This window comes from Alcaligenes sp. SMD-FA, from assembly GCF_025960365.1.
Lineage (GTDB): Bacteria > Pseudomonadota > Gammaproteobacteria > Burkholderiales > Burkholderiaceae_B > Alcaligenes > Alcaligenes aquatilis.
Genome location: NZ_CP110108.1, coordinates 2,503,219 through 2,515,881, shown reverse-complemented (window position 1 = coordinate 2,515,881; position 12,663 = coordinate 2,503,219). Strand labels below are relative to the sequence as shown.

The 12,663-nt window shown below is 54.1% G+C and carries 12 protein-coding genes; 11 read left to right on the top strand and 1 reads right to left on the bottom strand.

Features of this window, described 5'->3' with window-relative positions:
- The first annotated feature begins 115 nt into the window (after positions 1–115).
- The 10 genes from aceA (at position 116) to OKX01_RS11550 (ending at position 8,672) form a co-directional block, all read left to right on the top strand.
- Positions 116–1,423 carry an isocitrate lyase gene (gene aceA, locus OKX01_RS11595; protein WP_009455950.1) on the top strand — a complete coding sequence of 436 codons (1,308 nt, stop codon included), beginning with the start codon at positions 116–118 and terminating at the stop codon, positions 1,421–1,423.
- Between the two features lie 587 nt (positions 1,424–2,010).
- Positions 2,011–2,979, top strand: coding sequence for a hypothetical protein (locus OKX01_RS11590; protein WP_199827926.1), 969 nt, complete (start codon positions 2,011–2,013; stop codon positions 2,977–2,979).
- A 1-nt stretch (position 2,980) separates the two neighbouring features.
- Complete coding sequence (gene ccoS / locus OKX01_RS11585) at positions 2,981–3,166, top strand: cbb3-type cytochrome oxidase assembly protein CcoS (protein ID WP_094197093.1); 186 nt, start codon at positions 2,981–2,983, stop codon at positions 3,164–3,166.
- Between the two features lie 183 nt (positions 3,167–3,349).
- Positions 3,350–4,837, top strand: coding sequence for a cytochrome-c oxidase, cbb3-type subunit I (gene ccoN, locus OKX01_RS11580; protein WP_125276681.1), 1,488 nt, complete (start codon positions 3,350–3,352; stop codon positions 4,835–4,837).
- Positions 4,838–4,847: 10 nt separating this feature from the next.
- Positions 4,848–5,507 carry a cytochrome-c oxidase, cbb3-type subunit II gene (ccoO, locus tag OKX01_RS11575; RefSeq protein WP_125276682.1) on the top strand — a complete coding sequence of 220 codons (660 nt, stop codon included), beginning with the start codon at positions 4,848–4,850 and terminating at the stop codon, positions 5,505–5,507.
- Positions 5,508–5,681 carry a cbb3-type cytochrome oxidase subunit 3 gene (locus OKX01_RS11570; protein ID WP_094197090.1) on the top strand — a complete coding sequence of 58 codons (174 nt, stop codon included), beginning with the start codon at positions 5,508–5,510 and terminating at the stop codon, positions 5,679–5,681.
- Entirely contained in the window at positions 5,678–6,592 is a 915-nt protein-coding gene (gene ccoP, locus OKX01_RS11565; protein ID WP_125276683.1) for a cytochrome-c oxidase, cbb3-type subunit III, read from the top strand. The genes OKX01_RS11570 and ccoP overlap by 4 nt, the downstream gene beginning before the upstream one ends.
- A 37-nt stretch (positions 6,593–6,629) precedes the next feature.
- The gene (gene ccoG / locus OKX01_RS11560; RefSeq protein ID WP_094197088.1) at positions 6,630–8,129 is read left to right on the top strand and encodes a cytochrome c oxidase accessory protein CcoG; all 1,500 of its coding nucleotides are present in this window, start codon (positions 6,630–6,632) and stop codon (positions 8,127–8,129) included.
- Positions 8,130–8,147: 18 nt separating this feature from the next.
- Positions 8,148–8,351 carry a FixH family protein gene (locus OKX01_RS11555; RefSeq protein WP_094197087.1) on the top strand — a complete coding sequence of 68 codons (204 nt, stop codon included), beginning with the start codon at positions 8,148–8,150 and terminating at the stop codon, positions 8,349–8,351.
- A gap of 66 nt (positions 8,352–8,417) precedes the next feature.
- Positions 8,418–8,672 carry a hypothetical protein gene (locus OKX01_RS11550; RefSeq protein ID WP_094198378.1) on the top strand — a complete coding sequence of 85 codons (255 nt, stop codon included), beginning with the start codon at positions 8,418–8,420 and terminating at the stop codon, positions 8,670–8,672.
- 141 nt (positions 8,673–8,813) lie between these two features.
- Here the strand turns inward: OKX01_RS11550 and OKX01_RS11545 are convergent, their stop codons facing one another.
- Positions 8,814–9,542, bottom strand: a complete 729-nt coding sequence (locus tag OKX01_RS11545; RefSeq protein WP_094197086.1) for a helix-turn-helix domain-containing protein — start codon at positions 9,540–9,542, stop codon at positions 8,814–8,816.
- Between the two features lie 324 nt (positions 9,543–9,866).
- On the opposite strand from OKX01_RS11545, the gene clpB reads away from it, so the two are divergent.
- On the top strand, positions 9,867–12,458 hold the full coding sequence (clpB, locus tag OKX01_RS11540; RefSeq protein ID WP_094197085.1) for an ATP-dependent chaperone ClpB: 2,592 nt from the start codon (positions 9,867–9,869) through the stop codon (positions 12,456–12,458).
- The last annotated feature ends 205 nt before the right edge of the window (positions 12,459–12,663 follow it).

Sequence of the window (12,663 nt, the reverse complement as noted above, 5' to 3'; positions counted from 1 at the left end):
ATATAAAAGGAAAAAATATTTACTCTTATATAAGATAGAAAACATGGTTGCGATGCAGCATTTGGGTAGACTGTAGTCATCTTGTTCACTGTTAAATCCATCTTAGGAGTCCATCATGAATGCTCGAGAAACTGAGATCCGCAACTTGCAAAAACGCTGGGCAGAAGATCCACGCTGGCAAGGTATCAAGCGTGGTTACACCGCTGAGGAAGTCATTCGTTTGCGTGGTTCTCTGGTCGAGGAGCACACTCTGGCTCGCCGTGGCGCAGAACGTCTGTGGCAGTCCATCAATCAGGAACCCTTTGTCAATGCGCTGGGCGCCCTGACGGGTAACCAGGCCATGCAACAGGTCAAGGCCGGTTTGAAAGCGATTTACTTGTCGGGCTGGCAAGTGGCTGGCGATGCCAACAGCGCCGGCGAAATGTACCCTGACCAATCGCTGTACCCCGTTAACTCGGTGCCCTCCGTGGTGCGCCGCATCAACAACTCGCTGGCCCGCTGTGATCAGATCCAGTGGATGGAAGGGGTGAACCCAGGCGATGAAGGCTACGTGGATTACTTTGCTCCTATCGTGGCTGATGCGGAAGCCGGTTTCGGTGGCGTGCTGAACGCATTTGAACTGATGAAAGCCATGATTGTGGCTGGCGCTGCTGGCGTTCACTTCGAGGACCAGCTGGCTTCGGCCAAGAAGTGTGGTCACTTGGGTGGCAAGGTGCTGGTGCCAACTCGTGAGGCCATCTCCAAGCTGGTGGCTGCTCGTCTGGCCGCTGATGTTCTGGACGTTCCCACGATTCTGGTTGCCCGTACCGATGCAGACGCAGCCGACCTGATCACCAGCGATGTGGACGAGTACGATCGCCCCTTCATTCTGGATGAGCGTACGGTTGAAGGTTTCTACCGCACCCGTGCAGGTCTGGACCAAGCCATTGCCCGTGGTCTGGCCTACGCTCCTTACGCCGACCTGGTCTGGTGCGAAACCTCCACGCCGGATCTGGAATACGCTCGCCGCTTTGCCGAAGCTATTCACCGTCAGTTCCCTGGCAAGCTGCTGTCCTACAACTGCTCGCCATCGTTCAACTGGAAGAAGAACCTGGATGACGCCACCATTGCCAAGTTCCAGCGCGAACTGGGTGCCATGGGCTACAAGTTCCAGTTCATCACTCTGGCTGGCTTCCACGCACTGAATTACGGCATGTTTGAACTGGCTCACGGCTACGCCCGCAACCAGATGAGCGCCTTCGTTCAATTGCAGGAAAAGGAGTTCGCCGCTGCACCGCTGGGCTTTACCGCTGTGAAACACCAGCGCGAAGTGGGTACAGGCTACTTTGACGCTGTCACTCAGACAGTTGAAGCCGGTAAGTCCTCGACGACCGCGCTGGCCGGCTCTACAGAAGCCGAGCAGTTCGCGCCCTCCGAGGCATAAGCAGGACAGGGAAGGGTAGATAGCCCCTTTTCTGGTTGCAGGCAGCCCACCGTACGCTCCAGTCGGTGGGCTGCTTTTTGTTTGGGTGCCACTTTTTTGCTTAAAAGCTACATATTTCAAATATCAAATTTGAAGGCTTGATATTTATTGGAAGGGGTTTTGAACAGACTTTGAAAGTATCGAAAAGGAAGCAGAAAACAGGCCTGAAAAGGCTTGCGACGTGGCTGGCAAAGCCTGCGTATTGTTAAATTCAGGATTCAAGCTTTCATGAATTGATTTGCATTCGCGCTGCAGCATCATTTCGTGATAAAAATCCTTGAAAATCAAGCCGTTTGCATAGAGAAAAGGCGTGCTAGACTTTGGCCGCACAAGGCGTAATTAGCTAATGCAAAATCGTTGTTCCACCTTGCGCTTGGGAATAAAAAAAAGGCTGCTAATAAGCAGCCTTGAAAGCATTGAACAGTTAGCGCCGTGTTGGGGGGGGAACGGCCTGAACAAGATGCATATGGACAACGATATAGGATCCAAACAAAGTCGTATTGATTTAAATCAAGAATGAAGAAATATCAGTGGCTTATAGTCCTTTCATGCGCGCATATTCGATTTTTTCCCTCCCAAAGCCTCTCACTGATGAGCAACGGTCACGCCGGCGGCACACATTAGCCCGTTTGGGTCTGTCCTGGCTGGCCGCCATGCAGGTGATGATGTTTGCTTTTCCCGGCTATATGCGCTCCTTCAGCACTCGTGCTGAAGATATTGAATCTCTTTCGCAAGTCATTGTGCTCATGAACTGGGCCGGTCTGTGCTTGACCATGCCCGTTGTTCTGTACTGTGCCTGGCCCATCTTGAAGGGGGCTGTCAAAAGCTTGTCCGAAGGTCGCGTAGGCATGGATGTGCCCGTGGCCTTGGGTATTGTTGGCGCCTTCCTACCTAGCGTCTATAACACCTGGACGCAGCAGGGCGAGGTGTATTACGACTCGGTCACGATGTTCGTGGCCTTTTTGTTGACGGCCCGTTATCTGGAGCTGTGCGCGCGCCAGTCGGTGACGCAGTCCGCCTCCCATGACCTGATTGAACGCTTTCGTCAGTCCGTCACAGGCCATGCCAATACCTTGGCTTTCTGGTTTGTCAGTATTCAGTTGGTGTTGGCCGCCGCCTTTGGTTTGGTTTGGTACTGGATGGACCCCTCGCATGTCGTTCCGGTGGTGGTCGCCATGCTGGTCATGAGCTGTCCCTGTGCTATGTCTATGTCGGTTCCTTCAGCCGTTGCCTCGGCGCATGCTGGATTGCTGGCTCGACCCGCCAAGAGCGAGTTTGAAGTTGTACAGCTGACCCAGCAAACGGGCCGCATCGCCCGTCAAAACCTGTACGGTTCTATAGTCTGGCATCTGCTGATGACACCCCTGGCGGCCTTGGGTATTGTGGCCCCTTGGTTGGCTGCCGTCTCTATGCTGGTGTCCTCTTTGGCTGTTGCGGCCAACTCTTGGCGTATCTATCGCAGCCGCAGCCGCGAGGTATCGGCCCAGTGGACCGCTCCAGCAGCAAGGCAGGGCTGAGATGTTTGGCTCGTTGCTGGTCCTGATCCCCATCTCCATTTTTCTAGTCATTGTTATCGGCGTGTCTTTCTGGTGGGCAATTTTTGCCGGCCAGTTCGAGGATACGGGCAACGCAGCTGATTCCATCTTGCTGGACGACGACTCCACTGCGGGTCTGTCGGGCGCAGAGCGTCCACCTGATACCTGATTCTTACTGTTTTGTTTTTTTAGCCCTGCAAATGGTCGGCGACACACAGTCTGCAGGGCGGAAACACGCGTGAACGCGTGCTTTCCGATGTTTTTTGATAAGCATCAAGTAGCAGTTTATCGACTTGCGGGATGATGTAGCTTGTTGTCGCTTGTATTAACAATGTTTGTTTAGGGGAAGCAAATGGGCACTTCCGATGCAGTCGGAAATAACGCCGAAGTCTTCAATTACGGGATTGTGAGGCAGTTCACCATCATGACCGTATTTTGGGGCGTCATCGGCATGGCAATAGGCCTTTTTATTGCCTTGCAGTTGATTTGGCCAGAACTCAATTTCGACACACCGTGGCTTAGTTTTGGACGTTTACGTCCACTGCATACGAACGCTGTGATTTTTGCCTTTGGTGGAACTGGCTTGTTTGCCACTTCCTACTATGTGGTACAGCGTACCTGTCAGGCCCGTTTGTTCTGCGATAAGCTGGCTGCCTTTACCTTTTGGGGTTGGCAGGCCGTGCTGGTGGCAGCGGTCATTACCTTGCCTATGGGTTACACCAGCTCCAAAGAGTATGCTGAGCTGGAATGGCCCATCGACATCCTGATTACGCTGGTCTGGGTGGCCTACGCTATTGTGTTCTTTGGCACGATCGTCAAGCGCCGCGTGCGTCATATTTATGTGGCCAACTGGTTTTTTGGCTCTTACATTGTCACGATCGCTGTCCTGCATATTTTCAATAACCTGGAATTGCCTGTCAGCTTCATGAAGTCCTACTCGGCTTACGCCGGTGTGCAGGACGCCATGGTTCAGTGGTGGTATGGTCATAACGCCGTGGGCTTTTTCCTGACCACGTCTTTCCTGGGCATGATGTACTACTTCATCCCCAAACAGGCCAACCGTCCTATCTATTCCTACCGCTTGTCCATTGTCCACTTCTGGGCCCTGGGCTTTACATACATGTGGGCCGGTCCTCACCACCTGCTGTACACCTCCTTGCCAGACTGGACGCAATCGCTGGGCATGGCGTTTTCCTTGATTCTGCTGGCTCCTTCTTGGGGCGGTATGATCAACGGCATCATGACCTTGTCGGGTGCTTGGCATAAGCTGCGTACTGATGCGATTCTGAAGTTCATGGTTGTGGCCCTGTCCTTCTACGGCATGTCCACCTTTGAAGGTTCCATGATGGCTATCCGTACGGTCAACGCGCTGTCGCACTACACCGACTGGACAGTGGGCCACGTACACTCTGGTGCGCTGGGCTGGGTTGCCATGATTACCTTCGGTTCCTTGTACTACCTGATCCCACGTTTGTACGGCCGCACGGAAATGGCTCGTCCTCGTCTGATCGACCTGCACTTCTGGCTGGCGACTCTGGGCGTCGTGCTGTATATCGCCGCGATGTGGATTGCCGGTGTCATGCAAGGTTTGATGTGGCGTGCAACCGGTGTGGATGGCACCTTGACGTACAGCTTTGTGGAAGTCGTGAAGGCTACTTACCCCTTCTACGCAATCCGTGCTTTGGGCGGCGCCTTCTTTGTGGCCGGTATCTTGCTCATGTCCTGGAACGTGTTCCTGACCATTCGTGCAGGTCAAAAAGATATCAACCCCGTTGTGCCTCTGAAAAACCCGGATGCCCGCGACCCAGCGCTGGTGGGCCAAACCACCTTGCTGGCCTAAGGAGTAAATCATGGCTAATGACACTAATAAGCGCTTTTCTCACGCCACGATCGAGAGAAATACCGGGCTGCTGATCATTCTGAGTATCTTGGTGATTTCCTTCGCGGGCCTGGTGCAAATCGTTCCTTTGTTTTTCCAACACTCGACCACCCAGCCCACTGAAGGGGTCGAGCCCTACGAACCCTTGCGTCTGATGGGGCGTGACATCTACATCCGTGAAGGTTGTGTTGGCTGTCACTCCCAGCAGATCCGTATGTTGCAGTCCGAAGTGCAACGCTATGGTCCTTACTCGCTGGCCGGTGAGTCTGTGTACGACTACCCCTTCCTGTGGGGTTCCAAGCGTACCGGTCCGGATCTGGCCCGTGTGGGTCAGCGTTACAGCGATGAGTGGCACCGCATCCACCTGCGCAATCCACGTAATGTGGTCAAAGAGTCCAATATGCCTGCCTATCCATGGCTGCAGAAGAACTCGGTGGAAGGTGCAAACATTCAGGATCGCATGAATGTGCTGCGTACATTGGGTGTGCCTTACACGCAGGAACAAATTGATGCCGCTCCCGAGCAATTGGTAGGCAAGACCGAGGAAGATGCGGTCGTCGCTTATCTGCAGGGTTTGGGTGTGGCCAGTCGCGACGCAGCTGCCAAAGCTGTGGAGCAGGGGAGCTTCTAAATGGTAGCCATCATCAACGGTGTTATGACTGCTTTGGCGATGGCGACCTTCCTTGGCATTTGCTGGTGGGCGTTCTCTCGGGGACGCCGCCAGGCCAACGAAGAAGCAGCGCTTCTGCCTTTCGCCTTGCCCGACGAGGGAAGCAACGATAAAAACCCTGGGGGTTCCGAATGAGTGACTTTTTTAATAATGGCTGGAGCCTTTGGATCTCCGGCATCGCCTTGCTTGGCATCATATTTTGTTTGTGGCTGCTCTTTACCCAGCGCGCATTTCTGGGCAAAACAGTGGACGTGGAAGATACTGGCCACGTCTGGGACGGTGACCTGACCGAACTGAATACACCTGTGCCTCGCTGGTGGACGGTGATGTACATCGGCCTGTGTGTGTTTGCATTGGGTTATCTGGTGCTGTATCCCGGTTTGGGTAGCTTCAAGGGGACTTTGGGCTTTACCGCTGGTCAGCAGGTCAAGCAGCAACAGGCCGAAATTAATGAGCGTCTGGAGCCTGTGTACGCTCGTTACCGCGAAATGCCCATTGAAGAGATTGCTCATGATCCGCAAGCGCGTGAAATTGGCCAGCGTTTGTTCCTGAACAATTGCGCCCAGTGTCACGGTTCGGATGCCCAAGGCTCTCCAAGCTTCCCTAACCTGGCCAACAAAGCCTGGTTGTGGGGTGGCGAGCCCGATGCGATTCTGTACACCATTACCGAAGGCCGTACCGGCATTATGCCGCCACAGTCCCAGTTCAGCCCGGCTGAAGCATCGGACGTCGCTCAGTATGTGCGTTCTTTGTCTGGTCTGGCGGCAGATCCTTTGCGCCTGGTTGCGGGCAAACGTGTGTACGACAGCGCATGTTTTGCCTGCCACGGCGCGGATGCCAAAGGTAATACGCTGATGGGGGCGCCTGACCTGACGGACGATTACTGGTTGTATGGCAGTTCCGAGGCCACTATTGTTCAGACGGTGCTGCAGGGCCGCACGAACCAGATGCCGGCACAAAAAGGAGCATTGACGCCAGAGCAGATCCGGTTGCTGGCGGGCTGGGTTTGGGGCTTGTCCAATCCCGCGCCGACCCAGGCTAACTAATGTCTTTTAAATTGATCTGACGCCTTCAGGACATGCAATGAGTAGTGATTCTTCCCAACCCAGCGCTGATAATGCGCAGGGAACTGTGCCCAAGTGGCAACCTCCACGTAACACCAAGGGAGCGGGTGGAACCTCTCCGCAAGTCGAGAAGGCGCTGGTCGATGTTCGTAGCAAAATCTATCCACGATCCGTCAAGGGCGTGTTCGCCCGTTGGCGGATCTGGATGGTGTATTTCACGCAGATCATTTTCTATGGTCTGCCCTGGTTGGAATGGCATGGCCGTCAGGCCGTGCTGTTTGACCTGCTGGAACGCAAGTTCTATATCTTTGGCATGATTCTGTGGCCCCAGGACGTTATTTACCTGACGGTGCTGCTTCTGATATCTGCTTTCTCTTTATTCCTTTTCACCGCTATGGCGGGCCGCTTGTTTTGTGGCTACGCCTGTCCGCAGACGGTCTACACAGAGATTTTCATGTGGGTCGAGCGCAAGGTGGAAGGGGATCGTCTGGCGCGTATCCGTCTGGATGAACAGGCCTGGAACGCTCGTAAATTACGTCTCAAAGCCACCAAGCACTTTTTGTGGGTCGTGATCGCTTTGTGGACCGGCTTTACCTTTATTGGCTACTTCGCTCCTATCCGCGAACTGGGCGGCGAGCTGATCGCTCTGTCCCTGGGCCCTTGGCAGTGGTTCTGGCTCTTGTTCTACGCCTTTGCCACCTGGGGTAATGCCGGTTTCATGCGCGAGGCCGTCTGTAAGTACATGTGCCCCTACGCACGTTTCCAAAGTGCCATGGTGGACAGCGATACCTTTGTGGTGACCTACGACTTTGTGCGGGGTGAAACCCGTGGTGGCCGATCTCGCAAGATTGACCACAAAGAAGCCGGCATGGGCGACTGTGTGGACTGCAGCCTCTGCGTTCAGGTCTGTCCGACCGGTATCGATATTCGTGATGGCTTGCAGTACATGTGTATCGGCTGTGGTGCCTGTGTGGACGTCTGTGACCAGGTCATGGATAAGATGGGCTACGAAAAAGGCCTGATCCGCTACACCTCAGAGCGTGCCATCAAGGAACGCATGACGCAGTCTCAGGTGCGACGTCGCATGCTGCGACCGCGCGTGTTGTCTTACATCCTGATTCTGGCCGTCATTTGTGGTGCTTTCGTCTACACCTTGGCGACCCGTACGCCCATGCGCGTGGACGTGATTCGTGATCGTGGCGCGCTGGGGCGCGAAGTGCCCGGCGGCATGATTGAAAACGTGTTCCGTCTACAAGTGATCAATACCTCGGAAGAGGCTATGGAGCTGCAGTTGTCCGTCACAGGTCTGGAAGGCGCGCGCATTCATTTGACCGAGAACGGCCAGGATCACATTCATGTGGCGCCTGCAGGCAATAGACTGTTGCCGGTCGTGGTGCAAGTCCCAATTAGTAGTGCCAAGCCGGGCCTGTATGATATTTCTATCCAGGCGGTAGGCGAGCACGACGGGGGCCGCAAGACCTACGTGAACGAACGCAGTAGTTTTTACATTCCTCAGTAATTTTATAAAGAGCAAAACATGGACGAATCAAAGGACAGTGGACCCTGGTGGCGCGAGCCGTGGCCATGGTTGTTGATGGCAGGGCCAGCTCTGGCTATTGTGGGCTGCGTCATTACGATTGTCTTGGCCTTTCAGAATTTCAGTAATCAAGGGATTACGGACGGAGGGGTCAAGCAGGGTCTGGTTGTCAGCAAGGTAGAGCCTGCCCCTGAGCAGCGCTAAACGTAATCGATTCACCGTTACGCTAGGGTTGAGAGAAGTATGTTTCCGTTCAAGAAGGGGGTACGAATGACCATCCGATCGTTGATGTGGATACTGTGGCCTTCATTCCTGGTCGCCGGGGTGCTCAGTGCAATTGTGTTTGCTTTGGTAGACCCGTTGGACATCGTTGTGCTTGGACATATGCAAGTAGATCGACTGACCTTTTATACGGTGGCGTTTTTTCTGTTTTGGTTGGCCGTTGCAGTTGCGTGCGCGCTTAGCTTGTATATGTCGGCCGGTTCGCCAGCGGTATTGGCTGAACCGGCAGATAGTCTGGACTGATTCGGACAAGCACCAAACGATAAAAAAGCACATGCAAATTGCATGTGCTTTTTTTGTGTGGGCTTGGGTGCTGGGGAGCGGTATAGTGGGCTGTAAAGACGTTCAGCAGCCTGTTTGAGGCCTAGGCAGCAGCCATGAGGCTCAATCGCACTCCGTGCCTGCCAGAGAGCGCAGGGCGGCCAGATCCAGCAAGTGGACTTCGCGCTGAGAGATTTTCAGCAGACCTTCGCGTGCAAAGCGTGAGAACAGGCGGCTGACGGTTTCCAGCGTCAGGCCCAGGAAGTTGCCGATTTCTTCGCGGCTCATACGCAGAATGAACTCGTAAGGGGAGTAGCCCAGTAGTGATAGACGCTGGGACAGGTTCAGCAAGAAGGCAGCCAGGCGCTGTTCGGAACGCAGTCCAGCCAAGGTCATCATCAACTGATGGGCGCGGTTGATTTCCTTGCTCATCAGGCGACGGAACTGTTGTTGCAATATAGGCAACTGGGCCGACAGGCGGTCCAGATCATCAAGGCGAATCACACAGACTTCGCTGTCTTCCAAGGCGATGGCATGGGAAACATGGCGATTTTCAACCAGGCTGTCCATGCCCAGGATTTCTCCTGGTAATAAAAAACCCGTAATCTGAATGTGGCCAGTGGAATCTTCCAGCTGCATCTTGATCGAACCAGAGCGCAGACCATAGATTCCTTCGACTGAGTCGGCCAGTCGAAACAGCACGCCGCCCTTAGGGATGCGGATGCGCTCCTTGACTAATTCGTCCAACCGCTCCATTTCGTGCTTAGGCATCCCAAGAGGTAGACACACCTCATTGAGCATACAGCTGGAGCAGCGTATGGAGTCAGCGGTAACCGAGATACGTTTTTGCATAAGGAATAATGTCAGATGGCGAAACGCTAAATCTTTGAGTCAAATCAAGTGTAATTGTAGCTTTTTATTGGTTGGTATTCCCGCTAATCCTTAATATGTTTAGTTCTTAAGGCTCTTGTCACACGTGAAACGGCTGTCCATGCCGGGTACAGCGCGGTAATACTGCTCTTGGCATGCTGTTGTTTAAAAGCGATCTAAACACTTGAATACTTGGTTTTTGTCCTCATCTTCAATTCATCCTGTTATTTGTTGCGAAATCTGGGCAAGCAGTATTTAGTAACTGTTTGCTTTAGCTTCTCGCATATTTTCTCAAGTGAAAATTCTATGCGAATCGATAAATTGACAACGAAGTTTCAACAGGCTCTAGCCGATGCGCAGAGCCTGGCTGTTCGCGAAGACAATCCCTATTTGGAACCCGCCCACGTACTGGTCGCCTTGCTGGCTGATGCCGATTCAGGCACAGGCAGTTTGCTGGCTCGTGCGGGCGTTGCCATTCCCCGCCTGGAAAACGAGCTTAACCGCCTGATCTCCAATCTGCCCAAGGTGCAAGGGGCGGAAGGTCAGCAGCAGCTCAGTTCGGCCTTGCAAGCCGCTTTGGCTAAAACCGACAAGGAAGCCGCTCAACGCGGTGATACTTATATTGCCAGTGAATTGTTCTTGCTGGCCCTGGCCGATGATAAAGGCGAAACCGGTCGTGCTTTGCGCGATGCGGGTTTGCAGCGCCGTGCGCTGGAGGCGGCCATTGAAGCCGTACGCGGTGGTGCCAATGTGAGTGACGCTGAAGGTGACAGCAATCGTGAGGCCTTGGACAAATACACCACTGACTTGACCGAGCGTGCTCGTCTGGGCAAGTTGGACCCGGTTATTGGCCGTGATGACGAAATTCGCCGCACGATCCAGATTCTGCAGCGCCGTACCAAGAACAACCCTGTTCTCATTGGTGAACCTGGGGTGGGTAAGACCGCCATCGTGGAAGGTTTGGCGCAGCGTATCGTGAACAACGAAGTGCCTGAAACCCTGAAGGGCAAGCGCGTTCTGGTGTTGGACCTGGCTGCTTTGCTGGCCGGTGCCAAGTACCGTGGCGAATTTGAAGAGCGTCTGAAAGCTGTCTTGAAAGAGCTGTCCAAGGACGATGGCAAAACCATTGTCTTTATTGACGAGCTGCACACCATGGTGGGCGCCGGCAAGGCCGAAGGTGCGATGGATGCCGGCAACATGCTCAAACCGGCCTTGTCGCGCGGTGAACTGCATTGTATTGGTGCCACCACGCTGAACGAGTACCGCCAGTACATCGAGAAGGATGCCGCTTTGGAGCGTCGTTTCCAGAAGGTGCTGGTTAACGAGCCGGACATGGAGTCCACTATTGCGATCCTGCGTGGTTTGCAGGAGCGCTACGAGCTGCACCATGGTGTGGCGATTACCGACCCGGCCATTGTGGCTGCGGCCGAGCTGTCGCAGCGTTACATTACGGACCGCTTCCTGCCCGATAAGGCCATTGACCTGATCGATGAGGCCGCTGCCCGTATCCGTATGGAGATTGACTCCAAGCCCGAGGTCATGGATAAGCTGGATCGCCGCATCATTCAGTTGAAGATCGAGCGTGAAGCCGTCATCAAGGACACGGATGAAGCCTCTCAGCGTCGTTTGCAGGCCATCAATGATGAGATGGAAAAGCTGCAGCGCGAGTACAACGACTATGAAGAGATCTGGAAAGCCGAAAAAGCGGCGGTTCAGGGCTCGCAAGTTGTTAAAGAGGAAATCGAGAAAGTTCGTGCCGAAATGGCTGAGCTGCAACGTAAGGGCCAGTTCGATAAATTGGCTGAGCTGCAGTACGGCAAGCTGCCCGAGCTGGAAGAGCGCCTGAAAGCGGCCGAAGCCAATATGGACAAGGCCGATCAGGACAAACCTCGCTTGCTGCGCACGCAGGTCGGTGCCGAGGAAATCGCGGAAGTGGTCTCACGTGCAACCGGTATTCCTGTGTCCAAGATGATGCAGGGCGAGCGTGAAAAGCTCTTGCAAATGGAAGACTACCTGCACAAGCGTGTGGTCGGCCAAGGTGAAGCGGTACGTTTGGTGTCGGATGCTATCCGTCGCTCGCGTGCGGGTCTGTCTGACCCTTCCCGCCCGTATGGTTCCTTCTTGTTCCTGGGGCCAACCGGTGTGGGTAAGACCGAGCTGACCAAAGCATTGGCCAACTTCCTCTTTGACTCCGAGGATCACATGATTCGCATCGACATGAGCGAATTCATGGAGAAACACTCGGTGGCTCGTTTGATCGGGGCGCCTCCCGGCTACGTGGGCTACGAAGAGGGAGGTTACCTGACTGAAGCCGTGCGTCGCAAACCGTATTCGGTGATTCTGCTGGATGAGGTGGAGAAGGCTCACCCGGATGTCTTTAACGTGCTCTTGCAGGTGTTGGACGATGGTCGTTTGACGGATGGCCAGGGCCGTACGGTGGACTTTCGCAACACGGTGATCATCATGACTTCCAACCTGGGTTCGCAGCATATCCAGCGTTTGTCGGGCGAGCCTTACGATGTGATCAAGGAAGTGGTGTGGGAAGAAGTGAAACAGCATTTCCGCCCCGAGTTCCTGAACCGTATCGACGAGGTGGTGGTGTTCCACAGTCTGGAAGCAGAACACATCGAGTCCATTGCTCGTATCCAGCTTGAACGTCTGGATCAGCGCCTGGCTCAGCGTGACATGCATCTGGAAGTGAGCGACGCTGCTTTGGCGCAGTTGGCCAAGGCCGGGTTCGATCCTGTGTTCGGTGCCCGTCCTTTGAAACGTGCTATTCAGCAGTATATTGAGAACCCGGTGGCACGCCTGATCCTGGAAGGCCGCTTTGGTCCTAAAGACGTGGTGCCTGTGGACTGGAAGGACGGCGAGTTTACGTTCACCCGCAGTATCCAGTAATCAGCAGGGCTTTGATGGCGACGGTGCTACCGGATTGCTTAATGCGTCACTCAAGTTGAGGTTTTAAAGTAGGCTGCCGTGTTGCACCTCGTCATCGACGTTGTAAAGAAAAACCGCCTTGGAAATCCAAGGCGGTTTTTTTGTGCTCATTGCTATTTGGAACACGTGACTTTGAGACTAGGCGATGGTGTTTTGGATTGAAGTG

Coding starts and splice junctions, on each gene's coding strand:
- ccoS (WP_094197093.1), top strand. CDS start 2,981: ATGTTTGGCTCGTTGCTGGTCCTGATCCCCATCTCCATTTTTCTAGTC.
- ccoO (WP_125276682.1), top strand. CDS start 4,848: ATGGCTAATGACACTAATAAGCGCTTTTCTCACGCCACGATCGAGAGA.
- ccoN (WP_125276681.1), top strand. CDS start 3,350: ATGGGCACTTCCGATGCAGTCGGAAATAACGCCGAAGTCTTCAATTAC.
- OKX01_RS11550 (WP_094198378.1), top strand. CDS start 8,418: ATGACCATCCGATCGTTGATGTGGATACTGTGGCCTTCATTCCTGGTC.
- OKX01_RS11555 (WP_094197087.1), top strand. CDS start 8,148: ATGGACGAATCAAAGGACAGTGGACCCTGGTGGCGCGAGCCGTGGCCA.
- OKX01_RS11545 (WP_094197086.1), bottom strand. CDS start 9,542: ATGCAAAAACGTATCTCGGTTACCGCTGACTCCATACGCTGCTCCAGC.
- OKX01_RS11570 (WP_094197090.1), top strand. CDS start 5,508: ATGGTAGCCATCATCAACGGTGTTATGACTGCTTTGGCGATGGCGACC.
- OKX01_RS11590 (WP_199827926.1), top strand. CDS start 2,011: ATGCGCGCATATTCGATTTTTTCCCTCCCAAAGCCTCTCACTGATGAG.
- ccoG (WP_094197088.1), top strand. CDS start 6,630: ATGAGTAGTGATTCTTCCCAACCCAGCGCTGATAATGCGCAGGGAACT.
- aceA (WP_009455950.1), top strand. CDS start 116: ATGAATGCTCGAGAAACTGAGATCCGCAACTTGCAAAAACGCTGGGCA.
- ccoP (WP_125276683.1), top strand. CDS start 5,678: ATGAGTGACTTTTTTAATAATGGCTGGAGCCTTTGGATCTCCGGCATC.
- clpB (WP_094197085.1), top strand. CDS start 9,867: ATGCGAATCGATAAATTGACAACGAAGTTTCAACAGGCTCTAGCCGAT.